This window comes from Cyanobium sp. A1C-AMD (genome assembly GCF_024346495.1).
GTDB classification, from domain to species: Bacteria; Cyanobacteriota; Cyanobacteriia; order PCC-6307; family Cyanobiaceae; genus Cyanobium_A; species Cyanobium_A usitatum.
This window is the reverse complement of sequence record NZ_JAGQDB010000001.1, coordinates 26,229-51,163: the sequence shown is the minus strand read 5'-3', so window position 1 is coordinate 51,163 and position 24,935 is coordinate 26,229. Positions and strand designations below refer to the sequence as shown.

At 63.7% G+C, this 24,935-nt stretch carries 31 protein-coding genes; 16 read left to right on the top strand and 15 right to left on the bottom strand.

What is annotated here, in order from left to right:
* Nucleotides 1-15: 15 nt before the first annotated feature.
* The 7 genes from atpH to KBY74_RS00245 form a co-directional block, all read right to left on the bottom strand.
* Nucleotides 16-564 (bottom strand): ATP synthase F1 subunit delta, encoded by a 549-nt coding sequence (gene atpH / locus KBY74_RS00275; RefSeq protein WP_254940971.1) that lies wholly within the window; start codon nucleotides 562-564, stop codon nucleotides 16-18.
* The gene (locus KBY74_RS00270; RefSeq protein ID WP_254940970.1) at nucleotides 564-1,088 is read right to left on the bottom strand and encodes a F0F1 ATP synthase subunit B; all 525 of its coding nucleotides are present in this window, start codon (nucleotides 1,086-1,088) and stop codon (nucleotides 564-566) included. The genes atpH and KBY74_RS00270 overlap by 1 nt, the downstream gene beginning before the upstream one ends.
* Entirely contained in the window at nucleotides 1,085-1,555 is a 471-nt protein-coding gene (locus tag KBY74_RS00265; RefSeq protein WP_254940969.1) for a F0F1 ATP synthase subunit B', read from the bottom strand. The genes KBY74_RS00270 and KBY74_RS00265 overlap by 4 nt, the downstream gene beginning before the upstream one ends.
* 99 nt (nucleotides 1,556-1,654) lie before the next feature.
* Entirely contained in the window at nucleotides 1,655-1,903 is a 249-nt protein-coding gene (atpE, locus tag KBY74_RS00260) for an ATP synthase F0 subunit C (RefSeq protein ID WP_106502337.1), read from the bottom strand.
* Between the two features lie 159 nt (nucleotides 1,904-2,062).
* Nucleotides 2,063-2,782, bottom strand: a complete 720-nt coding sequence (atpB, locus tag KBY74_RS00255; protein WP_396093617.1) for a F0F1 ATP synthase subunit A — start codon at nucleotides 2,780-2,782, stop codon at nucleotides 2,063-2,065.
* A 54-nt stretch (nucleotides 2,783-2,836) separates the two neighbouring features.
* Nucleotides 2,837-3,319, bottom strand: a complete 483-nt coding sequence (locus tag KBY74_RS00250) for an ATP synthase subunit I (protein ID WP_254940968.1) — start codon at nucleotides 3,317-3,319, stop codon at nucleotides 2,837-2,839.
* 59 nt (nucleotides 3,320-3,378) lie between these two features.
* On the bottom strand, nucleotides 3,379-4,551 hold the full coding sequence (locus KBY74_RS00245; protein WP_254941035.1) for a class I SAM-dependent methyltransferase: 1,173 nt from the start codon (nucleotides 4,549-4,551) through the stop codon (nucleotides 3,379-3,381).
* Nucleotides 4,552-4,749: 198 nt separating this feature from the next.
* Here KBY74_RS00245 and KBY74_RS00240 point away from each other — a divergent pair, with 198 nt between their 5' ends.
* The 7 genes from KBY74_RS00240 to KBY74_RS00210 all read left to right on the top strand — a co-directional run bounded on the left by KBY74_RS00240 (nucleotide 4,750) and on the right by KBY74_RS00210 (nucleotide 12,113).
* Nucleotides 4,750-7,074, top strand: coding sequence for a phycobilisome rod-core linker polypeptide (locus tag KBY74_RS00240; protein ID WP_254940967.1), 2,325 nt, complete (start codon nucleotides 4,750-4,752; stop codon nucleotides 7,072-7,074).
* 390 nt (nucleotides 7,075-7,464) lie between these two features.
* Entirely contained in the window at nucleotides 7,465-7,950 is a 486-nt protein-coding gene (locus KBY74_RS00235; RefSeq protein ID WP_106502340.1) for an allophycocyanin, read from the top strand.
* 42 nt (nucleotides 7,951-7,992) lie between these two features.
* On the top strand, nucleotides 7,993-8,481 hold the full coding sequence (apcB, locus tag KBY74_RS00230) for an allophycocyanin subunit beta (protein WP_106502341.1): 489 nt from the start codon (nucleotides 7,993-7,995) through the stop codon (nucleotides 8,479-8,481).
* Nucleotides 8,482-8,514: 33 nt separating this feature from the next.
* Nucleotides 8,515-8,715, top strand: coding sequence for a phycobilisome linker polypeptide (locus tag KBY74_RS00225; RefSeq protein ID WP_106502342.1), 201 nt, complete (start codon nucleotides 8,515-8,517; stop codon nucleotides 8,713-8,715).
* A gap of 216 nt (nucleotides 8,716-8,931) precedes the next feature.
* Complete coding sequence (locus KBY74_RS00220; RefSeq protein ID WP_254941034.1) at nucleotides 8,932-10,071, top strand: FtsW/RodA/SpoVE family cell cycle protein; 1,140 nt, start codon at nucleotides 8,932-8,934, stop codon at nucleotides 10,069-10,071.
* Nucleotides 10,072-10,080: 9 nt separating this feature from the next.
* Entirely contained in the window at nucleotides 10,081-10,818 is a 738-nt protein-coding gene (locus tag KBY74_RS00215) for a cytochrome c biogenesis protein CcdA (RefSeq protein WP_254940966.1), read from the top strand.
* On the top strand, nucleotides 10,815-12,113 hold the full coding sequence (locus tag KBY74_RS00210; protein ID WP_254941033.1) for a cytochrome c biogenesis protein ResB: 1,299 nt from the start codon (nucleotides 10,815-10,817) through the stop codon (nucleotides 12,111-12,113). Before KBY74_RS00215 ends, KBY74_RS00210 begins: the two co-directional genes overlap by 4 nt.
* Here the strand turns inward: KBY74_RS00210 and queF are convergent.
* Entirely contained in the window at nucleotides 12,110-12,535 is a 426-nt protein-coding gene (queF, locus tag KBY74_RS00205; RefSeq protein ID WP_254940965.1) for a preQ(1) synthase, read from the bottom strand. The two genes, KBY74_RS00210 and queF, sit on opposite strands and share 4 nt — an antisense overlap.
* A 186-nt stretch (nucleotides 12,536-12,721) precedes the next feature.
* Here queF and KBY74_RS00200 point away from each other — a divergent pair, with 186 nt between their 5' ends.
* A complete protein-coding gene (locus KBY74_RS00200; protein ID WP_254937407.1) occupies nucleotides 12,722-13,060 on the top strand; it encodes a P-II family nitrogen regulator in 339 nt (112 codons plus the stop codon).
* A gap of 22 nt (nucleotides 13,061-13,082) precedes the next feature.
* Here the strand turns inward: KBY74_RS00200 and KBY74_RS00195 are convergent, their stop codons facing one another.
* Nucleotides 13,083-14,021 (bottom strand): TlyA family RNA methyltransferase, encoded by a 939-nt coding sequence (locus tag KBY74_RS00195; protein WP_254940964.1) that lies wholly within the window; start codon nucleotides 14,019-14,021, stop codon nucleotides 13,083-13,085.
* A 113-nt stretch (nucleotides 14,022-14,134) separates the two neighbouring features.
* Here KBY74_RS00195 and KBY74_RS00190 point away from each other — a divergent pair, with 113 nt between their 5' ends.
* Both KBY74_RS00190 and purB read left to right on the top strand, forming a co-directional pair.
* Entirely contained in the window at nucleotides 14,135-14,347 is a 213-nt protein-coding gene (locus KBY74_RS00190; protein WP_106502348.1) for a hypothetical protein, read from the top strand.
* 68 nt (nucleotides 14,348-14,415) lie between these two features.
* The gene (gene purB, locus KBY74_RS00185) at nucleotides 14,416-15,711 is read left to right on the top strand and encodes an adenylosuccinate lyase (protein ID WP_254940963.1); all 1,296 of its coding nucleotides are present in this window, start codon (nucleotides 14,416-14,418) and stop codon (nucleotides 15,709-15,711) included.
* Between the two features lie 13 nt (nucleotides 15,712-15,724).
* Here purB and KBY74_RS00180 read toward each other — a convergent pair whose 3' ends face one another.
* Genes KBY74_RS00180 through KBY74_RS00170 form a run of 3 tightly spaced genes read right to left on the bottom strand, consistent with a single transcriptional unit; the run spans nucleotide 15,725 to nucleotide 19,370 of the window.
* Nucleotides 15,725-16,126 carry an OsmC family protein gene (locus KBY74_RS00180; protein ID WP_254940962.1) on the bottom strand — a complete coding sequence of 134 codons (402 nt, stop codon included), beginning with the start codon at nucleotides 16,124-16,126 and terminating at the stop codon, nucleotides 15,725-15,727.
* A gap of 24 nt (nucleotides 16,127-16,150) precedes the next feature.
* Complete coding sequence (locus KBY74_RS00175) at nucleotides 16,151-16,591, bottom strand: 23S rRNA (pseudouridine(1915)-N(3))-methyltransferase RlmH (protein WP_254941032.1); 441 nt, start codon at nucleotides 16,589-16,591, stop codon at nucleotides 16,151-16,153.
* A gap of 22 nt (nucleotides 16,592-16,613) precedes the next feature.
* A complete protein-coding gene (locus tag KBY74_RS00170; RefSeq protein WP_254940961.1) occupies nucleotides 16,614-19,370 on the bottom strand; it encodes an RNA helicase in 2,757 nt (918 codons plus the stop codon).
* A gap of 191 nt (nucleotides 19,371-19,561) precedes the next feature.
* Between KBY74_RS00170 and KBY74_RS00165 the strand changes: the two genes are divergently transcribed.
* The 5 genes from KBY74_RS00165 to KBY74_RS00145 all read left to right on the top strand — a co-directional run bounded on the left by KBY74_RS00165 (nucleotide 19,562) and on the right by KBY74_RS00145 (nucleotide 23,031).
* Complete coding sequence (locus tag KBY74_RS00165) at nucleotides 19,562-20,719, top strand: aminotransferase class I/II-fold pyridoxal phosphate-dependent enzyme (RefSeq protein ID WP_396123047.1); 1,158 nt, start codon at nucleotides 19,562-19,564, stop codon at nucleotides 20,717-20,719.
* Complete coding sequence (locus KBY74_RS00160) at nucleotides 20,710-21,393, top strand: alpha/beta fold hydrolase (protein WP_254940960.1); 684 nt, start codon at nucleotides 20,710-20,712, stop codon at nucleotides 21,391-21,393. The genes KBY74_RS00165 and KBY74_RS00160 overlap by 10 nt, the downstream gene beginning before the upstream one ends.
* 83 nt (nucleotides 21,394-21,476) lie before the next feature.
* Nucleotides 21,477-22,214 (top strand): methyltransferase domain-containing protein, encoded by a 738-nt coding sequence (locus KBY74_RS00155; protein WP_254940959.1) that lies wholly within the window; start codon nucleotides 21,477-21,479, stop codon nucleotides 22,212-22,214.
* Nucleotides 22,211-22,879: a dethiobiotin synthase gene (gene bioD / locus KBY74_RS00150; RefSeq protein ID WP_254940958.1), complete on the top strand. Its 669-nt coding sequence runs from the start codon at nucleotides 22,211-22,213 to the stop codon at nucleotides 22,877-22,879. The genes KBY74_RS00155 and bioD overlap by 4 nt, the downstream gene beginning before the upstream one ends.
* Nucleotides 22,876-23,031, top strand: coding sequence for a hypothetical protein (locus KBY74_RS00145; RefSeq protein ID WP_254940957.1), 156 nt, complete (start codon nucleotides 22,876-22,878; stop codon nucleotides 23,029-23,031). Before bioD ends, KBY74_RS00145 begins: the two co-directional genes overlap by 4 nt.
* Here the strand turns inward: KBY74_RS00145 and KBY74_RS00140 are convergent.
* Nucleotides 23,028-23,294, bottom strand: coding sequence for a DUF3143 domain-containing protein (locus KBY74_RS00140; RefSeq protein ID WP_254940956.1), 267 nt, complete (start codon nucleotides 23,292-23,294; stop codon nucleotides 23,028-23,030). The genes KBY74_RS00145 and KBY74_RS00140 overlap by 4 nt on opposite strands.
* Nucleotides 23,291-23,752: a J domain-containing protein gene (locus tag KBY74_RS00135; protein ID WP_254940955.1), complete on the bottom strand. Its 462-nt coding sequence runs from the start codon at nucleotides 23,750-23,752 to the stop codon at nucleotides 23,291-23,293. Before KBY74_RS00135 ends, KBY74_RS00140 begins: the two co-directional genes overlap by 4 nt.
* 68 nt (nucleotides 23,753-23,820) lie before the next feature.
* Between KBY74_RS00135 and rsmG the strand changes: the two genes are divergently transcribed.
* Nucleotides 23,821-24,570: a 16S rRNA (guanine(527)-N(7))-methyltransferase RsmG gene (gene rsmG / locus KBY74_RS00130; RefSeq protein ID WP_254940954.1), complete on the top strand. Its 750-nt coding sequence runs from the start codon at nucleotides 23,821-23,823 to the stop codon at nucleotides 24,568-24,570.
* Here the strand turns inward: rsmG and KBY74_RS00125 are convergent.
* The gene (locus KBY74_RS00125; protein ID WP_254940953.1) at nucleotides 24,536-24,931 is read right to left on the bottom strand and encodes a ferredoxin; all 396 of its coding nucleotides are present in this window, start codon (nucleotides 24,929-24,931) and stop codon (nucleotides 24,536-24,538) included. The genes rsmG and KBY74_RS00125 overlap by 35 nt on opposite strands.
* Between the last annotated feature and the right edge of the window lie 4 nt (nucleotides 24,932-24,935).

The following is a 24,935-nucleotide window of genomic DNA, read 5'->3' as shown; positions in this document are numbered from 1 at the left end:
GGGCGGACAGAGGAGCTAGCTCACCTGGGCCAGCGCCAGTCCGAGACGGCGCACCTGACCAGAAAGGCTGGCGTCAATGACTTGGGAGCCCATGCTGACGATGAAGCCTCCTATCAAGGAGGGGTCAACCACGAGGTCGAACTCCACCGATTTAGAGCCTGCAATCTCTTGAACCTTGCGGTTGAGCTCAGCCTGCTGCTCCTCGCTGAGGGCAGCAGCAGATGTCACCTTGGCCAAAGTGATGTTGCGCAGCTCCCGATAAAGCTCCAGGAAACGCATCAAAACAGCCTCCATCATGGGCAGGCGCTGGCGGTCGGCCAAGAGCTTGAGCAGGTTTTGCACCGAAGGGGTGACCTGATCGTCGAAAAGCTTTGCCAAAGCAGCCTTCTTGGCTTCCGGCTCAAGGACGGGCGACGCAAGAGCAGCTTTTAGCTCGGGGCTCGAACTCAATACGGCCAGAAGGGATTTTGCCTGTTCGGCAACAGCATCAGTCTCCTTACGAGATTCAGCTACCTGCAGCAACGCATCGGCGTATGGAGTTGCAATCGAGTTGAGGAGTGGCATCAGGCTTTACCCAGGGTTGAAATGGACTGATCGATCAGTCGTGCCTGGGCATCTGCATTGAGCTTGCCGGGGAGGGTGGCAAGTGCTTGGGCAATAGCCCGATTGGCGGCTTCGCGGCGCAACTGGTCGGTGACTCGAGCTGCCTCGGCATTCAAGTCGGCCATGGCTCCCTGCTTAAGCCGAGCCATTTCATCGATCGTGCGCTTTTCGCTTTCCAGCCGCAAAGTTTGGGCACGGGCCAAACCATCAGCGCGAATCTGCTCAGCCTTTTGTTGTGCTGCCGACAAATCCTGCTGGGCTTGAGCTAACGAAGATGTTGCTGCGAGAAGACGCTGCTCAGCATCTTGCAGATCGTTGAGGATGGCTGCACGACGGCGCTCCAGGATGCTGCCGAGGAAACCTGGCAAAAACTTCCAAAGGCCGGCGATCACAATCGCCAAGTTGATGATGTTGGTCTCAAACGGATTGAGGTTGAAACCAAATCCGCCGTGACTTGCTAGCAAAGAGGGGAGCAGGAAAGTCATGAGGCAGCCAGCAAGCGGGTCACGATCAGATCACCGAGCTTGTCGGCGTCCTTATTAAGCCGGTCCATCGCTTGGTCTCGCTGAGAATCAATCTCACGGCGGGCCTGCTCCCGGGAAGCATTGGCATCGGCCGTAGCCGCGGCAAGGGCATCGCGGTAGAGACGATCCATGTCCTGCTCGGCCTCGAGGATCAGCTTTTGGGACTGCTGACGCGCGTCCTTGAGCTGTTCCTTGAGATCGGCTTCCAGCCGCTCGGCTTGAGCCAGCTTCTGCTTGGCGTCGGCGCGGCTAGTGGAGATAAAGCTCTCACGCTCCTCCACGGCCCGTCCTACGGGGCGGAAGAACAGCGAATTCAGAATGAAAGTGAGGAGAACAACCTGAACCGCCATCAGCGGCAGGGTGGCATCGAGGTCAAAAAGACCTCCCTCAGGGACACCTGCTTCGGCGAGCAGAAGCCAGCTGGTCATTTGGGCGAGGGCGCTGGAACGATCGGTCGGGATTGAGGTTTGTGAGCCTGGGAGGGCAGGAGCAACAAGCCCCAGCCCTCCTTCCACTCACAACAACGCTCAACCAGCGAAGGGGTTGGCAAACAACAGCACTAGGGCGACCACAAGGCCGTAGATGGTGAGCGCTTCCATGAAGGCCAGGGAGAGCAGCAAGGTGCCGCGAATCTTGCCTTCGGCTTCAGGCTGACGTGCAATGCCTTCAACGGCGCCGCCAGCTGCGGTGCCCTGACCGATGCCGGGGCCGATGGCACCGAGGCCTACAGCCAGACCAGCGGCCAGAACAGACGCAGCGGAGGTGATGGAATCCATGGTGGAGTGGGGGATTGGGGTCGCGGTTGTGGCGCGTTATGGACCGGGAATAAAACCCTGCGCTGAGGACATCCTTTCAAGGATGGGCCCGGGATGCTGCCGGACCTGCGCGAGGGAGATTTAGCAGACCGCAGGAGCGGAGCTGCTGGTGAAGAGCTATTAGTGGTGCTCTTCGTGCACCGCCTCGCCGATGTAGTAGGCAGCGAGGGTGGCAAAAATCAGAGCCTGAATAGCACTGGTGAAAAGGCCCAGGAACATTGCAGGCAGGGGCACAATCAATGGCACCAAAAATGCCAGAACTGCGACCACCAGTTCATCCGCCAAGATGTTGCCAAAAAGACGGAAGGAAAGGGAAAGGGGCTTGGTGAAATCTTCAACGATCTTGAATGGAAGCATGATCGGTGTCGGCTCCACGTAGTACTCGAAGTACCTCAGTCCCTTACGGCTCAAGCCGGCATAGAAGTAGGCAAGAGATACCAACAAAGCCAAAGCAATGGTTGTGTTGATATCTGCCGTTGGTGCACCAAGCTCGCCACTGGGCAGGTGGATCAGCTTCCAGGGCACCAGAGCTCCGCCCCAGTTGCTCACAAAAATGAACAGGAACAGGGTGCCGATGAAGGGCATCCAATCGCGGTAAGCCTTCTCACCAATCTGTTCACGGGAGAGATCGCGTATGTAATCCCAAAGGAACTCCAGCAGGTTCTGGGTGCCTCGGGGATCACGCTCCAGCTTGCGGGTGCCAACCACTACAAGGGCAAGCAAGGCACCGATAACCACCCAGGAGCTCAGGAAGACCTGGCCGTGAATCTTGAGGTTGCCAAGTTGCCAGTAGAGGTGTTTACCAACCTCCAGTTCAGCAAAGGGGAGAAGGAGAGGCATCGGAGCCAGCGAAGGGGAGTTCGGGGTCGCCAGGGCGACGGAACGGAAACGGGGTCAGGTGTCGAAGACTGCCTGGAGGATCACGGCCGGCTTATAGAGCAAAAAGCCCAGAAGAGCCGGCAGGATCGAAAGTTGGGGGATCCGGGCTGCGATAAGCACCAGGACGACCGGCACCAGCAGCTGAACCTTGCTAACCCGCCGGGCATTTTCTCCCAGCTTGGTGACACTGCGGCTGAGCAGCCACAGGTAAAGAAGGCCAGCTAGAGCACCCACCAACAGGCTGGAAGCCGTGGAGATGGAGCCCAAAACGGCTGTTACTGCCACCGCCACTGCCGAAAGCAGCAAGGTTGCTAGCAAAAGCCGGCGTTGGAGCCGGAAATAACCATCCATGCCATTGCTGACATCGACGTTTAGCGCTGGCAGGGTTGATGCACCGGTGGCATCATCCAGCTGCACGACCGCTCCACCAGCCTGAACTGCCGTTGAAACGGTGGGTTCAGGGTCGGGAAGTAGGGGGCAGGGGAGGGATACCGACAAGCGCGCTCAAATCCCTGAAAAGGCGCGCGGAATCTATCACGGTGCTGATCCCCGCCCCCTCAGAGCACCGGCAGCAAAACCCTCTGGTTCAGCAGTTGGCGGGCCACGGCAAGCCGTTGCGCTGCAGGCCAATCCAAAGGCAGCTGGCCGATCGCCACACCCGGTGCGCTCTCAAGGGCAGCCATCAAATTGAGCCCCGCCTCGCTGACGTCAAGGGGCGTTAGGTCTGGCCCCATCAAGCGGGTGGCTGGCCAACCCCAAAGGCAGCGGTTTATTTCACCCCGCGCTGCCAGCAAAACTTCGTCGTCGCTCCAATCGGGTGCCCTCACCGCACCATGGCTGAGAAAAAATTCGAAATGGCTGATATCGGGATCAAGCTCCTCCACCAGGCTCCACTGCTCAAGCTGACTAAGGCCCTGGGCCCGCTCCAGCAGCTCACCACTAAGCAAGCGCGCGGGCGACCACACCTCCGGATTGGAAAACCCGGCAAACTCCAAACCGGCTGAGGCGACAAAAGCCAGCAGACGTTCGAGGTTGTAGCTGGTCTCTTGGGGGTGCAGATACATATCCGCAAAATTGGCATCGGCTGCCGTGTCGACGATCCAGCGCCGCTCGTGATGCTGGCGCAGTCGGTTTCCCTCAGGCAACTCAGCCAGCAGCTGGCGACCCAGCCTTAGCCCCTCCGCTCCTGAACCGACGGCCAGCCGCGTCAAGGCGCGCTGGGTGCGGTGAATTTCCCAGCGGCCGCCATCCGCATACAAAAAAAGATGCAGTAGCCCGCCTGGCCGCAGCAAGCCAGCCAATGACTGCAAACCAGCCTCTGGCTCGCGCAGGTGGTGCAGAACGCCAACGGAATTGATGTAGTCGAAGGGTCCCTCCCCCGCCAGATCCAGCAGGCTGCGCTGTTCGATACGCAACTCCCGCACTGCTTTTGCAGCCCCTGAACGTCTGGTGCGCTCCCGTGCCACCTCAAGCGCTCCGGCGCTGATATCTACCGCCAGCACCGAGGAACCGGGGTTGAGGTGGCAGAGGTAATCGGTGCTGACGCCGGTGCCGCAGCCGGCGTCGAGAATCCGCCAAGGCCGTTCACCTTGGTCGGAGCGCAGCGGTAGGGCTCCAGTAGCAGCAGCCCAGGCGCTATCGACGCACCAGCGCCAGTTGTATCCAGGGGGTGGGCCGTCTTGGAGGGGGTCTCCCGGGTAGGGGAAACGGTCGTAAAAGGCGCTCACCATCGGCGTGGCGGCATCACTGGCAGGCAAGGACGGATCAGCGGCAACCGGCTGAGCTTTTCACGTCCAGCGGCCACTAGAACGAGTCAAAACGGGTCAATTGGCATCAGCAAGCCAGCGAAGCTGCAAACATTTGTTCATGGCTGGGCAAAGGACCCGAGGGCCCGCCGTAACGTGGCCCAGCCCGGTTCGCTCTCGTCAATGACCGTGACCGCCAGCAGCGGCAGCACCAGGGTTTCACCCCAGCGCTACGACACCCTGCCGCTCTCCAGCGTCCGTCAGGCGGAGCAACAGGATCGCTTCCCCGACGGCGGCGAGCTTGAAACCCTGGTGGCGTTTTTCCAGAGTGGCCAGCAGCGCTTAGAAGCTGCACGCCGCATCTCAGAAAACGCTGATTTCATCGTGGCCAAGGCGGCCAACCGGATCTTCTCCGGCGGCACGCCCCTCTCCTACCTAGATGCTCCTTTGAGCGTCGTCAGCGGTGGGTCCAGCGACGCCACCCCCTTGGCCGCTGACCAGGCCGCCTTCCAGCGTTCGGTGCAGACCTTCGCCCAGGGCACCGGCAACTCCAGCGGCAACCTGATCACTCGCTTGCTCGAAAGCACAGGTGGCGACGCCGATGTAAGGGTTGTGCTGCCCACTGGCTTCAGCCCGATTGCCGTGGGCCGTTACGGCACCGATCGGATGCGCAAGTCGCTGCGCGACATGGGCTGGTTCCTCCGCTATGTGGGCTACGCCCTGGTGGCAGGAGACCCCAGCATCCTGGCCGTGAACACCCGCGGCCTGCGCGACATATTGGAGAAGGCCTGCTCCCTGGCGGCTACCAATGTGGCCCTGCAGGAAATGCGCGCCGCAGCCGCCGGCCTCTGCAAAGACAATCCCCAGGCCCGCGAGCTGGTGATCCAGTACTTCAACGTACTGCTCGCCGAACTGCAGGTGGCCACACCAAGCACCCGGCAGCGCCTCGGCAGCCCTGAAAGTCAGGGCCTGCAACTGCCTGCCACCTATGCCCTAGCCGCAGACGGCAAGCAGCGCTTCATCATGCGGCCGCGCCTAAGTGGTGCCCAAAAGGCCGAAGTGATTCGGGCCGCCTACCGCCAGGTTTTTGAACGGGACATCGCCAAGGCATACAGCCAGACGCCCTGCCCGGTTGAAGCCAGCCAGGTGCGCCAGGGCCAGCTTTCCATGCGGGAATTCATCCGCTCCCTCGGCCACAGCAAGGAATATCGCCAACAGTTTTTCGGCCGCTTCTCCAATAGCCGGGCGGTTGAGCTGGCCTTCCGCCACTTCCTCGGTCGCGGCATCAGCTCCCGTGAGGAATTCACCCGCTACTTCGACATCGTCAGCGTCCAAGGCCTGAATGGCCTAGTGGATTCCCTGATCAATACCCTTGAATACGCGCGGGTGTTCGGCGAGGAAACCGTGCCCTACCTGCGGGATCTCGGTGAAGAAGCCCAGGAGAGTGCCGGCTGGGGATCAAACCGCAAGCTATTCCGCTTCAGCGCTCCTTTTGAAGGCGCACCCCAATACGTCACCCTCTACGCCTCCTATCGCCAACCCTTCGCCGATCAGCACGTCTACGGCGGCGGCAACGATCCACTGGCCCTCAACTTCGGCGCGATTTTCCCTTCCGGCACCGCCTCAGTGGCCACCCGGCCAGCGCCCTACGGCTACGACAGCCGCCGCATCCTGATCGGCAATGGCATGGCCCAGCCTGGCCAGATGGACAGCGCCCAGTTCCGTAAGGCCAAGCCCCGCCGGGTGGGGCCCAAGGTTGTACGCCTCCAGCAGATTGCTACCGGCGGCAGCTCCGTGCCACGCCGCGGCGGCCAACCCAGCATCCGTGGCACTGAAGCCAGCACCCAGGCCGTTATTAATGCGGTCTATGTGCAAGTTTTAGGCACTGCTGGCTATGCCGGAGAGCGCAATAAGGTTGAAGAAATCAAGCTCGAGAACGGCGATATCAGCCTGCGGGAATTCATCCGCCAGGTCGCCCGCTCCAAGGCCTTCCGCCGCCGTTATTGGAGCGGCCTTTACATCACCAAGGCCATCGAGGTGATCCATCGCCGGCTGCTAGGTCGCCCAACCTTCGGGAGATGGGAAATTGACGCCTACTTCGATACTGCTGCCCGCACCGGCTTCTACGGCGTCGTCGACAGGATCCTGAACAGCGTCGAATACAACGAAACCTACGGCGAAGACACAGTCCCCTACGAGCGTTTTGTCACCGCTACTGATCGCAATGCGCGTAAGGTGCCCGGCCTCAACCGCCCCTTCGATGCATCTGCCTATGCCAATGAATTTGCCCAGGACAAACGTCCAAACGTGCCCGTTGAGCAGACCATACGCACTACCGGGGATATAACCAATCGAAATCTATCGGGGCGCCGGCAGATTGTCGTGGGGAGCTGGACAGCTCAGACCGTAGGGGGAGAAACCATGACGGCATCTCAGCCCGAAGACAACTTCATCGCAGGGCCGGGCAGCATCCGCCAAGCACCTGCCCCAACTCGCCGCTGGAAGTAGGCCCCTACGTCCAGCGGCGCCTCAACCGCATGCCACCCCTGCGCGCTGCTTCAGCGACTTCGAGCCCCCCGAAGACACATCGGGGGCTTTTTTATGATCAAGATAATAATTGTCGCAAAAGTTGAGCCGCAAGCCGAAACAAGTGGAGCGATTAGCGAAGCAAAATGATGAATAATTGCTGCGCCAAGCCGCTATTAATAATATCGCTCAAAGCCATTGCGCCGCAAGGGGTTTTTCAGCCACAAACGCCATGAAGAACTGTTACCACCAGGGGAGCAGCGAGGGGCTTTGCCGCAGAATGATTAGGCGATCGGCGCAAGTCGATCCTTTCCCTTACCCACCGGATATCGGTCTCCGTCAAGGCGGCCGCTTGTTTCGAGGCAGAACTGCATGAGCATCGTCTCCAACTCGATCATCAACGCGGACGCGGAAGCCCGCTATCTCAGCCCTGGCGAACTCGACCAGATCAAGTCCTTCGTGGGCGCTGGTCAACGTCGTATCCGCGTCGCCCAGGTTCTCGGAGAAAGCCGCGAGCGCATCGTCAAGACCGCTGGTGGCGCCCTGTTCCAGCGGCGTCCCGACGTGATTTCCCCCGGCGGCAACGCCTACGGCGAGGAGATGACCGCTTCGTGTCTCCGCGACATGGACTACTACCTGCGTTTGGTGACCTACGGGATCATCGCCGGCGATGTGACCCCCATCGAAGAGGTTGGCATCATCGGAGCAAAGGAGATGTATCGCTCCCTCGGCACTCCCCTCGATGCCATGGCTGAGTCCGTGCGGGAAATGAAGAACGCCGCCATGGGCCTACTCACCGGCTCTGACGCTGAAGAAGCCGGCTTCTACTTCGACTACGTCATTGGCGCCCTCTCCTGAGGCAGCGTTCTTTTACTACTCCCCGCCACCACAGCTGGATTCATGCAAGACGCGATCACAAACGTCATTAACCAAGCCGACGTTCAGGGCCTATACCTGGACGACTCCGCCATGGGCCGCCTGGAGCAGTACTTCACCAGTGGTGAACTGCGCGTCCGCGCCGCTGCCACCATCAGCGCCAATGGTTCGGCGATCATCAGAGAGGCCGTAGCTAAGTCGCTGCTGTATTCGGATGTCACCCGTCCGGGCGGCAACATGTACACCACCCGTCGCTATGCAGCCTGCATCCGCGATCTGGACTACTACCTACGTTACGCCACCTACGCCATGCTGGCTGGGGACACCTCCATCCTCGATGAGCGGGTGCTGAATGGTCTCAAGGAGACCTATAACTCCCTGGGTGTACCCATTGGTGCCACCGTGCAATCCATCCAGGCCATGAAGGAAACCACCGCTGCACTGGTGGGTCCTGATGCTGGTCGTGAAATGGCCGTCTACTTCGACTACATCTGCTCCGGCTTGGGCAACTGATCCCTGCCATCGGCACACCCGAGGATCATCTCCATGCGTCTGTTCAAGATCACGGCTTGCATTCCTTGCCCGGAAAAGAGCCGCTCCCAGCGTGAGCTTCAAAACACCTATTTCACCAAATGGGTGCCCTACGACAGCTGGTTCGCTGAGCAGCAGCGGATCATGAAACAGGGCGGCAAGATCCTCAAAGTAGAACTAGCCGCTGGGCGTCGCCAACAGAACGTCGGCAACTGAATAGTCAGTACCTTTCGTTTCTCCCCAAGCTCGGCAGATGCCGGGCTTTTTTATTGTTTGACTCTGGTTGCCAGGGGTCGACAACCCCCCCCCGGGCACGGCTCAATGGGTTGACGATGGCCCCACCTCTGCCACTCCCAAATTCCAGCCTTGGCCCGCACCGCAACTCACACCCCCCACCGCGACGCAGTCAGCGGATCTCAGAAGGCTGGGGCGCTGCTGCCGTTGCCCTGGTCCCAATGGCCAGCAGAGGCCAGATTGCTACTGGGCATGGTGGCGCTCTGGAGCGTGATCGGACTACTGGTGCTCACCTCCGCCAGTTGGTGGGTAGCTGAAAGGGAGATGGGTGACGGCGCCTTTTATCTCAAGCGCCAGTTGATTTGGATGGCTGCTAGCTGGGGGCTGCTCTGGCTCGGCCTGCGCACCAGCCTGCGACGCTGGCTGCACCTGGCTCCGCTGGGGTTGTGGGTTGGGATCGTTCTGGTCGCAGCCACCCTGGTAATGGGCAGCACTGTCAACGGCGCCAGTCGCTGGCTGGTGCTTGGACCGGTACAGCTGCAGCCATCGGAATTGGTCAAGCCTTTTGTGGTGTTGCAGGGCGCTGCCCTGTTTGCCCACTGGAAGCGAATCGGCAACGACCAGAAACTGCTCTGGCTAGGGGCATTTGGGGCCCTGATCCTGCTGATCCTCAAGCAACCAAACCTCAGCACCGCCGCCCTATCCGGGCTGCTGCTCTGGCTGATGGCCCTGGCTGGGGGCCTTTCCCTGCCCATGCTGCTCGGGGCAGCCGGAGCGGGAGGGCTGCTTGGCAGCGCCAGCATCATGATCAACGAATACCAGCGTTTGCGGGTGGTGTCCTTCCTGGATCCCTGGCGGGATGCCCAGGGGGATGGTTACCAACTGGTGCAGAGCTTGATGGCGATCGGCTCAGGAGGCTTCCTAGGCGAAGGGTTTGGCCTTTCCACCCAGAAACTGCAATACCTGCCGATCCAAAGCACAGATTTCATTTTTGCTGTGTTTGCTGAGGAATTTGGCTTCGTGGGCTCGCTGGTGCTGTTGCTGTTTTTGCTGCTGTTTGGCTTTGTGGGCCTGAGGGTTGCCCTCAGCTGCCGCAGCAACCAGCAGCGCCTAATCGCCATCGGCTGCACCACCTTGCTGGTGGGCCAATCCATCCTCAATATCGCCGTAGCCAGCGGTGCCATGCCCACCACCGGCCTGCCTTTGCCACTGATCAGCTACGGCGGCAACTCCTTGATGGCCAGCCTGCTTATTTGCGGCCTGCTGATCCGCTGCTCGCTGGAGGCAGGCGGTCTTGCCCCTACCCCTAGGCGCCGGCGCACCGCAGCTGCCCGATAGGCTGATTGGATGATCAGTTTTGGGCCCCAACTGGCCGATTGGGCCCGCAGCAGCGAGACGCTGCTGCAGCACTCCCTGGCCAGCCCCACCCCCACCACCGTTGGGGTTGTATTTGCTGGCGGCCTGCTAACGAGCCTGGGGCCCTGCTCCCTGTCGCTTTTGCCGGTCACCCTTGCCTATCTGGCCGGCTTTGGCGGCACGCCCGGCGTTAAACCCAGCCAGGCTCCCTGGCAGCGCAGCCTCAGCTTTGCGGCCGGCATCGTGGCCTCCCTGGTGCTGCTGGGCCTGGTTAGCGGCCTACTGGGCCGGATCTACGGCCAAATCCCCGGGCTGATTCCCACGGTGGTGGCTGTGCTTGCCCTGCTGATGGGCCTAAACCTGCTGGGCCTGCTGAAGCTGCCCCTGCCCGCCGGACCCGATCCTGAAGTCTGGCGTCGCCGGGTGCCAGCCCCCCTAGCTCCTTTGGCAGCAGGGTTGGCTTTCGGATTAGCCGCAACCCCATGCACAACGCCAGTGCTGGCTGTGCTGCTGGCCTGGATGGCCCAGAACGGCAAACCACTGGTCGGCATGTTGCTGCTCACCAGCTTCGGGGCCGGTCAGGTGGTGCCGCTGCTGCTGGCAGGCACGGCGGCCGCCAGCCTGCCGGGCTTGCTGAGCCTGAGGCGGCTGGGCCAATGGGTTCCCCCGATCAGCGGCGTGGTGCTGGTGACCACCGGCGCCCTCACCCTGGTGGCCAACTGGCGATGAAAGCCTTGCTGCGGGTGGTGGGCTGGATTTCCGATCTGCGGGTAGCGATCGTGCTGCTTTTAGTGATTGCCATCACCAGTGGCGTCGGCACGGCCATCCCCCAGCGGGAACCAGCCGACCTTTACCACCGGCTCTACGACCCCCAGCCCTGGCTTGGACTGCTGAACGGTGATGGGGTGCTGGCCCTCCAGCTCGACCACGTGTATTCCAGCGGCTGGTTCCTGGGGCTGCTGGCCTGGCTGGCCCTAGCCCTGCTGCTCTGCAGCTGGCGCCGCCAGTGGCCCGCCCTGCAAGCCGCCCTGCGCTGGATCGACTACAGCACCCCCCGCCAGCTCAGCAAGCTGAGCGTGGCCGAAACCTTCACTACCGACACCCCCAAGGCGAGCCTCGATCAGCTGGCCGGACTGCTGCAGCGCCAGGGCTGGCAAATTCAGCGCCACGACGACCGCCTAGCCGCCCGCAAGGGGCTGCTGGGCCGGGTTGGGCCCCTGCTGGTGCACGCTGGGATGGTGGTGCTGATGCTCGGAGCCGCTTGGGGGGCACTTGGGGGGCAACGGGCTGAGCAATACCTCGCCCCCGGCCGCAGCCTCGAGCTGATGGACAGCCGGGGCAGCAGCCAACTCACCCTCGCCCTCGACCACTTTTCAATCCAGCGCGATCCCGCCGGACGACCTGAGCAATTCACCTCCCAGTTGCGCATCTTGGAGGGCGATGGCAGCGGCGGCAGCCTGCTGAAGCAGGCTGAGATCAGCGTCAACCATCCGCTGCGCTTCCAGGGGGTCACCCTTTATCAAGCCGACTGGGCCCTGGCCACTATCAGCCTGCAACTGGGCAAAAGCCCCCTACTGGAGCTACCGCTGCAGAGCTTTCCTCAACTAGGCGAACAGATTTGGGGAATCGTGCTGCCCACCCGTCCCGATGGCAGCGAGCCGGTGCTGCTCAGCCTGGGCAGCGAACAAGGGCCTGTGGAGATCTATGGCGCCGACGGAATCTCCTTAGCCCGCCTAGCCCCAGGCGGCGCAGCTGTGGAAGTGAAAGGGCTACCGATACGGGTTGAAAGCGTGCTCCCCGCCAGTGGCATCCTGCTGAAGCGTGATCCGGGGGTTCCACTGGTTTATGCAGGATTTGCGATCGCCCTAGCCGGCGGTGGTCTCAGCTTGCTTGCTACGCGTCAGCTTTGGGCCATAGCTGAGCAGCCGGCCGGCCAAGCGGGTCAGCTGCACGTTGCGGGCCTCTGCAACCGCAATCTCACCGGCTTCGCTGCCGAGCTGCCCCAGATACTCGCCCAGCTCTAACAAGCCAGCCGCGTGCCGTGGCTGACGCGCACCACGGTGTGAACGTTGCCGCGGGGGTGAAAATCAGCCTCCAGCTGCATCCACTGGGGATCGGTGGCAGCAACCAGATCATCCAAGATGCGATTGGTCACCTCTTCATGGGAAATGGAGCGGTCGCGGTAGCTATTCACGTAGAGCTTGATCGCCTTCAGCTCCACCACCCGGGGGCCGGGCTGGTAGATCAGGCGCAACACCGCAAAATCGGGGTAGCCGGAAAATGGGCACTTACAGGTGAACTCCGGTAGCTCGATCGAAATCTCGTAGGCGCGGCCAGGCCTGGGATTGTCAAAACAGATCAGCTCCGCTTCAGCGATGGCGCGCTCGCCATACATGGGCGTCTGGGTGAGGGAGGACGCGCTGGCAGAAGCGGGGCTGGAAGACATCGGAGCAAGGAAAGGGAAAGGGCCAGTGCCACTAGGTGATCTTAAGGAAAGTGGCCGCAGCCAACGGCTGCCCGAGCCGGTAGCAATCGCTACGACGACCCCCGCAAAGCTCGGGCGTAATGGCTTTACTCCCTACCATCGGCAGGGATTTCCTGAGAGACTTCCTACCAAGCCCGAGCTGTTCCTATGAAAAAAATTGAGGCCATCATTCGTCCCTTCAAGCTCGAGGACGTCAAGGTCGCCCTGGTCAATGCGGGGATCGTGGGCATGACCGTGAGCGAAGTGCGGGGTTTTGGCCGTCAAAAGGGCCAGGTGGAGCGCTATCGCGGCTCTGAATTCACCGTCGAATTCCTCCAGAAGCTGAAACTTGAGATAGTTGTCGATGACGACAAGGTCGACACCGTGGTTAGCGCCGTTCAAGACGCGGCCCGCACCGGCGAAATCGGCGACGGCAAGATCTTCGTGAGCACGATTGATTCTGTGATTCGAATCCGCACCGGTGATCGGGACAGCGGCGCCATCTGAGCGCCAGCACCGCTTTTGATTTTTATGCCCTGGGAGTCAGCGTGCTGGCTACCAGGGTTTTTATTTGCTCTGGGCTGATTGCCCCAGGGCAGAATTTCGGGTCGGTTTGGGCTGGTTCAACAAGCTGTTCAACAGGCTCAAAAACATCCTCTGCAACATCCCCAGCAACATCCCCGGCAACATCACCCATTCCGACCTGCCCATCGCAATCGGAGCGCCGCAGCCAGAGCAGGTATTCGTGGTTGCCGGCAGGTCCAGTGATTGGTGATGCCACCAGGCCGCAAGCCACCAAGCCCAGGCCAGAGGCCGCGGTGATCACCCCTTCGATGGCATCGCAATGGGCAACCGGATCACGCACCACCCCGCCCTTGCCCACCCGGCCCTTGCCCACCTCAAACTGGGGTTTAACCAGCAACAGCAGATCCACGGGTGCTTGCGGTTGCAGCAGCGCCAGGAGGGCAGGCAGCACCAAGGCCAAGGCAATAAACGACACATCTGCCACCGCTAGATCGGGCCAGGGGTCTTCGGGGCCGTAAAGAGCATCCGGGGTGAGGTGACGCAGGTTGGTGCGCTCCTTGAGCACTACCCGCGGATCACTGCGCAGGCTCCAGGCCGTCTGGCCGTAGCCCACATCAATTCCATAAATGCGGCAGGCCCCGTGCTGAAGCAGACAATCGCTGAAGCCGCCAGTGGAGATGCCGCCATCAAGGCAAACGCGCCCCTGCACGGCGATGGGGAAGGCCTCAAGTGCCCGCACCAGCTTTTCGCCACCCCTTGATACATAGCGGGGAAGCTGCTGCACCAGCAGCTCCGCCTCCGGCAACACCTCGGTGCCTGGTTTATCGAGCACTTTGTCGCCGTGGCGCACCCGCCCGGCCCTAATCAACAGCTGGGCCTGCTGACGACTAGCCGCCAGGCCGCGGGCCACGAGCTCCAAATCCAGTCGTTGCTTGCGGGCCATGGCGCTCCACCTTTTGTGATCAAACCACAACGCAAACGGAACAGATTCCAAGCATCTCTGCCTCCGCACCAAAACCCACCAGAGGATGGCGCCCAGAAGTTGATCCGGCACCGATGGCCTCCTCAATCCGGACCGCGAATGCTGCAGCCAATGTGCTTGAACTGCTCTATCCCGGCAGCTTCGTCAAACTGCGCAATCAACCCTCCGACCTGCCCCCCTTCCAGCTGATCCAATGCCGCGGGGGCCGCTGCTGGGTGCGGCAGCAGGCCTGGGGAAGCCTGGTGCAGTGGGAGGTGGAGCACCAGCGCCTGACTACCGCTGCCTAAGGAGTGCTGCCTGAGGCGTCAGCAGGGGCGCACCCATACATTGGGCTGGCAGTGAGCCAGGCGCGGCCTTGATCGAGCGTTACACCCTGCCCGAGATGGGCGCCCTGTGGAGCGAGCAGGCGAAGTTCCAAAGCTGGCTCGATGTGGAGATCGCTGCCACCGAGGCCAACTGTGAGTTGGGGCGAGTGCCCGCTGAGGCGGTCGCAACGATTAAGTCGAAGGCCAGATTTTCGGTAGGGCGGATTCTCGAGATCGAGGCCGAGGTGCGCCACGACGTGATCGCCTTCCTCACCAATGTGAACGAGCACGTGGGGGATGCGGGCCGCTACATCCACGTGGGCATGACCAGCTCAGATGTGCTCGATACAGGCCTGGCCCTGCAAATGAAAGCGTCGGTGGCTCTGCTGCGAGCCGAGCTCGACCAACTGGCGGATGCACTTAGGGCTCTAGCCAGCCAGCACAAGGGCACGGTGATGATCGGCCGCAGCCATGCCATCCACGGCGAGCCGATCAGCTTCGGCTTCAAGGTGGCCGGCTGGCTGGCGGAAGTGGAACGCAACCGCGAGCGCCTCGAGCGGCTCGAGCGGGTGGTGAGCGTGGGCCAGATCAGCGGCGCCATGGGCACCTACGCCAACACCGACCCCCAGGTGGAGGCGATCGCCTGCGCCAAGCTTGGCCTGGAGCCAGATACCGCCAGCACCCAGGTGATCGCCCGCGATCGCCACGCCGAATACGTGCAGACCCTGGCCCTGGTGGGCGCGGCACTGGAGCGCTTCTCCACCGAGATCCGCAACCTGCAGCGCACCGACGTGCTCGAGGTGGAGGAGAACTTCGCCAAGGGCCAGAAGGGCAGCTCGGCCATGCCCCACAAGCGCAACCCGATCCGCAGCGAGCGGATCAGTGGCCTGGCCCGGGTGCTGCGCAGCTATGTGGTGGTGGCTCTGGAAAACTGCGCCCTCTGGCACGAGCGCGACATCAGCCACAGCTCGGTGGAGCGGATGATGCTGCCCGACTGCTCCGCCACCCTGCACTTCATGCTGCGGGAGATGACCGAGGTAGTGAAGGGCCTAGGGGTCTACCCAGACAACATGGCCCGCAATATGAACGTTTACGGCGGCGTGGTGTTTAGCCAGCGGGTGCTGCTGGCCCTGGTGGAAGCCGGCATCAACCGCGAAGACGCTTACCGGATTGTGCAGCGCAACGCCCACAGCGCCTGGAACAAAGATGGCGGCAACTTCCGCGCCAACCTTGAAGCCGATGCAGAGGTGACCAGCAAGCTCAGCGCTGAGCAGCTGGCTGAGTGTTTCAGCACCGATCTGCATCAGGCCAACCTGGGCGTGATCTGGCAGCGACTGGGGATTTGAGCTCGCAGGCAGTTCAGGCCCAGTGCAGTCGCATCTGCACAGCCCCCTCCAGGCTCAGCTTCACCGGGCAGGCCTCTCCGGCCCGGTGAAGCACATCCCGCTGCTGCTCGCTGAGACCCGCCGGCAAGCTGATCCACACCTCCAGCAGGGCAATGCGCCGTGGCGCCTCGGGGGTCATGGTTTTTTCAATCCGAGCGCTGGCCCCCTGCAGCGGCCAGCCGTGGCGCTCAGCAACGATCCCCAGGATCGTCAGGATGCAGGTGCTCAGGGCCGTGGCCACCAGATCGGTGGGCGAGAAACGCTCCCCCTTGCCCTGGTTGTCGGTGGGTGCATCGGTCTCGAGCTCGCAGCCCGAAGGACCGTGGCTGGAGAGGCAGCGCAGGGCTCCCTCGTAGCGGCTATCAATCGTGGTCATCGCGTGGCGTAAGCACCACCCCAGTCAAGCGCCGGCGCGGTGATACGGCCCGCCCTGCTGAATCGAGCTGGCCCGGTAAAGCTGCTCCAACAGCAGCAGCCGCGCCAGCTCGTGGGGGAAGGTCATCGGTGAGAGGCTCAGGCGCCAGTGGGCCCGCCCCTTGAGCGCCGGGTCGAGACCATCGGCCCCACCGATCACAAACGCCAGCCGCTCCGAGCCAGAACCTTCAAGCGCCTTGGCGAAGGCCAACGAGTCGTAGCCCTGGCCCTCCTCGCACAGGGCCACCAACTGCTCGCCGCCGCGCAGCTCAGCCGATATGGCCTCCGCCTCGCGGGCCATGCCACCGTCCCTCAGCTCCACGATCTCCAGGCCCGGGAGCCGCTTGCGATAAATCTCTACCCCTTCGCTCACCCAGCCCTTGCGCACCTTGCCGACGGCAATGATGCGAATGCGGGCGGGATTGATCACGGGTTACGGCCCACCAACCTCAAGACTGGGGGCGCTCGATCGCCGGATCCAGCTGACCGTTGCCACTAGCCACCAAATCCTCGATCTCGCAAACCGGGAAGCGATTGATCGATTTGAGGGCAGCGCGGGCCTTGCTGCGCAGCTGCTCGCTGATCGCCTCGCAGTAGGGCACCTGGGCCAGCAAATCCACGGTGCGGCGCAGGATCCGCACCACATCACCCTCGTCGAGGGAGGTGTTGGCAATCATGTCGCTCCAGCTGGCACCTTTAGCCCAGGCGTGTACCAGGCCCATCAACTCGGGCTCCCACCAAAGCGGGAAGTTGACCTTGGCGTGCTCCTGCTGACGCTCCAGCTCGCGGCGCAGGCCGCGCAGATCATGCAGGGCCTCCTCGGCGGCCGGTGGCGGCGGGTAGCCGCACCACAGATCGGGCCGGTTGACTTCGGTGGAGATGGCTTCAAACACCGCCGCCAGCTGGGGGGGATCGAGCTCATCGAGGTGGCCGCTCATCAGCGACAGTCCCAGCCACAGCTCGTTGTCGCCGCGCAGGGCAGCCACGGTGCGGCCCACCTCGGTGGGCTCCAGGCCATCAGCTCCCGCCAGAGCACCGAAAAAGCGCAACACCTCAATAAGGGCCAGGAAGGTATCCCAGTGGCGATTAGAGCGGAAGTGCAGCAGCTGCTGGCGCTCCTCGATCTCCAGCTGCAACTCCTCCATGCGGCGGCGATGCTTCTTGAGCTGGCGGCGGTCGCCCCAGCGGTGGGCCGGATGCAGCTCCAGGCTTTCCTCCAGCTGATGCACCTGCTGGGCCTGGTCCTGCACCTCCCCCGCCAAGTCGTACTGGGGCGTGGCCATGTCGTGGCGACTGGCCATGTGGGCAACGGCAAGGGCCAAGCCGCCGCTGGCCTGATCGCCGTGGCGCAACTCGCCAAGCTGGCGCAACTCGGGGGGATCCACCTGGCTCACCTGGAGGCAACTGAGCTCGGCATGGAGGCTCACCACCCCGTGGCAGGGCAGCAACAGCCAAAGGTTCTCGTCGGTGAGGCACTTGAGCAAAGGAAACTGCCCCGGCCCCTTCACCTTCTCCACAATCACCGCCGGCGTTACCCGGCCGCGTAGCTGGGGCGCCTTGAGACTCACCAAAGTGCCCTCACTGGCGAATTGCAGCGCCAAGGTGAGCTCATGGGCGACGGTTTCCTCGGCCTGCTGCTGGAGGATCCGCAGGATGCGCCTCTCTTCGCGCAGGTGAGCTCGCTGCTTTTCGTAGTCCTCGAAGTCGTCCCAGGGCACCTCGCCGGAGCCATCCTCCAGGCCTTCGAGCTGCTGCATCAACTGGCCGATGCGGGCCTCGTCCTCGACTAAATCGAGGGTGGCCAGGTAGCGGCCGAAACTGCGTTCAACCAGCTCCTTGGCCTTAGCCAGGTCGTAGCGCTGCAACAGGTTGAGCACCATGCCGTAGCTGGGCATGAACTGGCTGACCAGCGGATCTGCCGGCGCAGTAGCGAGCTGGCCCGCCTCCCGCACGCCTTCAAAGCGGCTCTGCACGGTCACCACGTAGCCCTGGGTATCAAGGCCGCGCCGGCCGGCCCTGCCCGCCATCTGCAAAAACTCACTGCCCATCAAAGGGCGGTGGCCTCGCTCGGTGCGCTTGCTCAGCGCCGAAATCACCGTGGTGCGAGCAGGCATGTTGATGCCGGCCGCCAGGGTTTCGGTGGCAAACACCACCTTGATCAGCCCCTGCTGGAACAGCTCCTCGATCAGCTCCTTCCAGGCCGGCAGCACACCGGCATGGTGGGCGGCAATGCCCCGCAGCAGTGCCTCGGCGTGGCCACCTTCCCGCACCGCCTCGGGGGTTATTGACATAAACAAATCCAGGCGGGCCTTGATGCGCGCCTGTTCAGCAGGCGTCACCAGGGCGGCCTTGCCCAGCTCCTTGACGCCCTTATCGCAACCGCGGCGACTGAAGATGAAGTAGATGGCCGGCAGCATGTCGCGCTCCGCCATCTGGGCCACCACAAAACCCAGGGGCGGAGCCTCGGGCTGGGGTGGTTTCGGAGTTTTCGGACCCTTGCGCTGGCTGCCCTTGGGGGCGCGCCACACCTTGCAGTTGGGATGGAGCCCGGTGCCCTCGTCGTTGAGCAGGGGGTGCAGTCCCTTGGCACTGCAAAAGCTGAAGGCCAGCGGCACCGGCCGGTGGTCACTGAGCACCAGCTGGGTGGGCCCATGCACTCTCTCTATCCAGTCGGTGAGCTGACCGGCATTGGCCACCGTTGCCGAAAGGGCCACCAACTGAATCGGCGGCGGGCAGTGAATGATCGACTCCTCCCAGACGGTGCCGCGCTGGGAATCGTTCATGTAGTGGCACTCATCGAGCACCACCGCCTCCACGCCCTCCAGCGGGTCATCTCCCGCATCGGCTTCCGCGTAGAGCATGTTGCGGAAGATCTCGGTGGTCATCACCACCACCTGGGCCTCCCGGTTGAGGCTCATATCACCGGTTAGCAGCCCCACCTTGTCGGCACCAAACTGCTCACGGAAATCGCGCAGTTTCTGATTAGAGAGGGCCTTCAGCGGCGTGGTGTAAAAAACTTTCTGGCCATGGGCCAGAGCGCGGTAGATGGCGTACTCACCCACCAGGGTCTTACCGGAGCCCGTGGGGGCGCTCACCACTACCGAGTGGCCCTGGTTGAGCGCGTCGATCGCCTCGAGCTGGAAGTCGTCGAGCGGGAAGGGGAAAATTGCTGCAGGATCCAGCCCATTGGGCGCCGTTTCAGGCACGCTGCTATTTGAGCTGGATCATGAAGCCATCCTATGAGGGAGGAGCCTGTTCCGCCTCGGGCCAGCTCTAGTAGCAACAGGCCGTGGCACAAGCTCGGATTTAGCGTTTGCGCAGCACTGTCCGGTCGTTGACACAACCCGGCACCACCTCTCCCCCCTCAGGGGAAAGAGCCGCCAGCTGGCGGGATGAATTGCGGCGTCAACTTGCAGCCATTCCCCCCCAGCGCCGCCGCGGCCTGCGCAGCTTTGCCCCCGCCGCAAGCGCCGCCACCCTTGATCTGGCACCTCCCCGTATCAGGAGTGCCCCCCTGCTGGATCTAGCCAGCAACGACTACCTAGGTCTGAGCCGTCACCCCGAGGTGGTGTCAGCCGCCCAGGCCGCCGCGGCCAGCCAGGGACTAGGGGCAGGAGCCTCGCGGCTGGTGAGTGGCAGTCGGCCGGTGCACGGCGAGCTAGAAGCAGCGCTGGCGGCCTGGCTGGGGCGCGAGCAGGTGCTGCTATTTCCCAGCGGCTTTCAGGCAAACCTGGCGGCGGTAGGGGCCCTGGCCGATCGCCACAGCCTGGTGCTGGCCGACCGGCTGATCCACCACTCCCTGCTCACCGGGGTGCGCGCCAGCGGTGCCCGGCTGCAGCGCTTCGCCCACAACGACCTGGCCCAGCTCGACTCCCAGCTGCAAGCAGCCCGCCGGCGCGCTCCCGGACAGCGGCTGCTGGTACTGAGCGAGAGCCTCTTCTCGATGCAGGGCACCAGTGTGGATGTGGCGGTCCTGACGGCCCTCTGCGCCGAACACGGCGCCGCCCTGCTGCTCGATGAGGCCCATGCCCTGGGAGTGCTCGGCCCGAGCGGACGGGGCTTGGGCCACAACCAGCCCGAAATCGCCCTGATCAGCGGCACCTTCGGCAAGGCTTTTGGTGGCGGCGGGGCCTTTCTGGCCGGCGATGCCCTGGTGGGGGACTGGCTGCTGCAATCCAGCGGCGCCTTCCGCTACACCACGGCCCTAGCCCCACCATTGGCCGCCGGCGCCCTGGCCGCCCTGGCCCTGATTCAGGCCGAACCCCGCAGCGAGGCCCTGCTGCAGCGAGCCGCCCGTTGGCGCGCCTGTCTGGAAGCGGCCGGCTGGCCGCGGCCGCCAGGCACCGGGCCGATCCTGCCGCTGCTGGTGGGCGACGATCACCGGGCTCTCGAGCTGCAACAACGCTTAGAAGCAGCCGGCCTATTGAGCGTCGCCATCCGCCCCCCCACCGTGCCTGAAGGCACTGCGCGACTGCGGCTGGTGCTGCGCCACGACCTACCGGCGGGCACATTGGAGCGATTGCTCACAGCTCTGGGGAGTCCTGCATGCAGCTGATCGCCATGCACGGATGGGCCGGCGATGCCCAGGGATGGGAACCATTCCACAGCGCCTGGAGCGCCCGCGGCTGGACGTGGCAGTGCGGCGAACGGGGCTACGGCAGGCAAGCTCCCAAGCCGGTGGCCTGGCAGAGCGGCCAGGGGCTGAAGCTGGTGATCGCCCACTCGCTGGGCCCCCATCTGCTGCCCGCCTCCGTGCTGGCCCAGTCCGATGCGGTGGTGCTGCTCGCCAGCTTCGGAGCATTCCTGCCAGGGGGGGCCAGCGGCCGCCGGCTGCGCAGCGCCGTGGCGGCCATGGCAAGCCAGCTGGCCGGCCCCGAAGCCAGCACCATGCTGCAAACCTTCATGGAACACGCCGCAGCCCCCCAGCCCCCCAGCCTGTTGCCCCCTGGCATCGCCGCCGCCCCTATTGCTGCCTCCGGCCGCCAGCGGCTGGCGGAAGATCTAAACCTGTTGGCGGCCACGGCGGGGCTACCGCCTGGCTTCCCGCTCCAGGCTCGGGTGCTGATAGTGGAGGGCGGCGAGGATCAGATCGTGAGTCCGCAATCCCGCCACCAGCTGCGCAACCTCCTACCTGCCGCCGACAACCTGGTGCTGGCGGGCGTGGGGCATTGCCTGCTCAGCCCGGCCCTCGTACCCACCGTGTGTGGCTGGATCGAGGGCCTGGCATGAACGCAAATCCAGTACGCGACACGTTTTTAAGTGACACACTTTTAAATGACACGCTTTTACAAGACTCAGTATTCAGCTCGCGAGTGAGCAGCCGCTTCGGCCGCCACGCCTCCGGATATGCCCGCCATGCCCGCCTGCAGCAGGGGGTGGCCTGGCGCCTGGCCCACCTGTGCGCGCCCCTTCCCCTTGCCGCCGGCCCCCGGGCCGATCTGGGCGCCGGCTCAGGGCTGGTGGGCCAGGCGCTGCGGGCTCAGGGATGCCAGGAAGCCTTCCTGCAGCTTGATATCTGCCCCGAACTGCTGGCCCATAACCCCCAAACCACTGCCGGCGGCCAGCTCAGCTGGGACCTCAACTTGGGGCTGCCGGAGCAACTGGGCCAGGCCTCCCTGCTCACCTCCAGCTTCGCGGTGCAGTGGCTGGAGAATCCCCCAGCCCAAGTACAGCACTGGTGCGAGCAGTTGCGGCCAGGGGGCTGGCTCGGCCTGGCAGTGCCGACAAGCGCCAGTTTTCCCCAGTGGCACCAGGCCGCCGCGGCTGCAGGGGTGCCCTGCACAGCTCTGAGCCTGCCCGACGCCGAAGCCCTGCTGGCCGCCGCCAGCAGGGGCGGCCTGATGGCTCACTACAGCCGCCGGCTGCGCTTCAGCCGCGCCTACGGCAGCGGCCTCGGCTTTCTGCAGCAGCTACAGGGCCTCGGGGCCAGCGCTAGCCGAGCCAACCGCCTCAGTGCGGCCCAGTTGCGCCGGCTGCTGCACTGCTGGCCAGCAGATGGCTGCGTCAGCTGGGAAGTATTAGTGCTAGTTGGTCAGCGACCCGGCCCATGAGCAGCTGCAGCAACGCCCTGGTGATCTGCGGCACCGACACCGACGTGGGCAAAACCGTGGTGAGCTCCCTTGTGGTCCAGGGGCTCGGGGCCACCTACTGGAAACCGGTACAAAGCGGACTGGAAGGCGGCGGCGACTCGGGCCGCCTGCAGGCCCTGCTGCAGCTGCCAGCGGAGCGGTTGCTACCGGAGGCCTACCGGCTGCAGACGCCGGTGTCACCCCACTGGGCCGCCGAACTAGAGGGCATCACGATCGACCCGGCCCGGCTGGCCCTGCCGGCAGTGGCCGGAGCATTGGTAGTTGAGACCGCCGGTGGGTTGCTGGTGCCCCTGCGCCGCGATTGGCTGCAAATCGATCAGCTAGCCACCTGGGGGCTGCCGGTGCTGCTGGTGGCCCGCAGCGGCCTGGGCACCCTCAACCACACCCTGCTGTCGGTGGAGGCCCTGCGCCAGCGCTCCATTCCCCTGCTGGGACTGGTGCTTAATGGCCCGCTCCATCCCGACAATCCCACCACCCTGGCCGCCTTGGCCCAAGCGCCGGTGCTAGCCCAGCTGCCACCTTTAGAACCGCTCACCGCCTCCGGGCTGGCTGCCCAATGGCAGGCGCAAGACCTGGGCCGTACCCTGACGGCAGCCATGGGCGCAGCCCCCAACCCCCACAGATGAGCAAGCAGCACTGGTTGGTAAGTGGCGCCCTAGTACTGCTTTGCGGCGGCGTGTTGGTGCTGTTCACCGACGTGGAAACCTCCCTGGTTCGCTGGGTCAACTGCGGGCCGCTCTCCAGCGCAGATGATCGCCAGAGCCGCATCTGCCGTTAAGGCCCCGCCAGGATCACCGCCTCGGCATCGGCCCGCGACAACCCATAGGGAAAGTGACGCACGCACACCTGGCCGTCGCTGTGCCAGCTCACTTTGAGCTCGTCCACCTCCAGCTCAATCTGGGCGCTCCATTCGGGGCGTTGCAGGTCCCAGAGGCAGGGATTGGCGCGCTGCCGCTTGGCACCCAACTGCTCCAGCCAGTGCTCCAAAGCCGGCAGGGGGTGGTGGTACAGCGGTGTCTGGGAACTGGGCATCTCGGTCATGAAACCAACCCTGTCACGTTGGTGGGGGCGCCCTCAGGCCACCAGCTAGGCCATTGCACCAATTGGGCGCCGCGCATCCAGGCGACTCCCACACCCAGAACCAAGCTCAACACCAGGGCAAAACCCAGCAGCAGCAGCGCCAGCCACTCGCCACCAGAAAGATCACGCCGCACCGAAGCAGGCCTAGTAATGATGATCGGGGGCGGTGCAACGGGGCTACTGGGTACCGAAGGCGGGCGCAGCTGGTCGTCGTAGCGCTGGCGCAGGGCCGGGTCGCTCAGCACCCCATAGGCCTGCTGCAGCTGCTGGAAAGCCAATGCAGCCTCCCCAGCCGGCAGCACGGTGGTATCGGGGTGGTAGCGCTTGCTCAGCCCCCGGAACGCTTGGCGTAGCTCCTGGGGCGAGGCGCTCTGCTGCACCTGGAGCAACGTGTAATAACTGAGTGGGGAGCTGGCCAAGGGCAGGGCGCCGGGAAAACGATCCGGTCTGCGGGATCCTAGAGATCAGAAACCCGTTACCAAGCTGGATGGCTCGCACCCTCACCGGCAATGCCCTCTGGCAGGAGCTCGGCTGGCAGCCCAGCCCAGCCCAAGAACAGTCGCTGGGCGACCTGCAGGAGCAGCTGCGCCAATGGAATAGCAAGCTCAACTTGACCCGGCTGGTGGAGGACGACGACTTCTGGATAGCCCAGGTGTTTGACAGCCTCTGGCCCCTGGTGCCCCTGCTGCAATCGGGGGCAGCCCAGGCACCGCTGCGGCTGATCGATGTGGGCACCGGCGGTGGCTTCCCCGGCCTAGCGCTAGCGATCGCCTTTCCCCAGGCCCGGTTGACCCTGGTGGATTCGGTGGGGCGCAAGGTGGAGGCGGTGCAGGCCATGGCCGCAGCGCTAGGGCTTGGGGAGCGAGTGCAGCTGCGCTGCGAAAGGATCGAGCGCACCGGCCAGCAGCAGGCCTGTCGGGGCCAGTTCGACTGGGCTCTGGCCCGGGCCGTGGCCAGCGCGCCGGTGGTGGCCGAATACCTGGTACCGCTGCTGCAACCCCAAGGGCGAGCCCTGCTTTATCGCGGCCAGTGGTCAGCCGATGACCAACGGGACCTCAACGCCGCCCTGATCCCCCTGAAGGCTGGCATCGACCAGTGCCTGGCCAGGGAATTACCTAGTGGCAGGGGTAGCCGCCACGCCATGGTGGTTAAACCGCTGGCCCCCTGCCCGCGCACCTATCCCAGGGCCGTGGGGCTGCCAGCTAAGCAGCCCCTGGGCGCGGCAACGTGCGCTTGAGCCGCACCGGCGAAGGCACACCAAGGGGAAGAATTTCCTGGCCGTCTAGCTGCTGCTGCAACTCGGGCAACTGCTCATAAGCAACCCAATGGATGCAATCAACGGGACAGGTATCGATCGCCTCCTGTATCAGCTCGGTGGAGTCGCCGTCCTGGCGAATCGCCCGGGAGCGGCCCCAGTGGGGCTCAACCGCAAAGGTGTTGACGGCCACGTGGGCGCAGTAGCGGCAGCCAATGCAGACAGCCTCGTCAACCCATACGGCCTTCTGACCCAAAGCTCCACCCAGCAGTGGTTCGTGACCACTACGCCGTGACTCAGGGGAAAGGGCGGTGGCGGTGAATGCCAGAGAGGGATCAACCATGCCG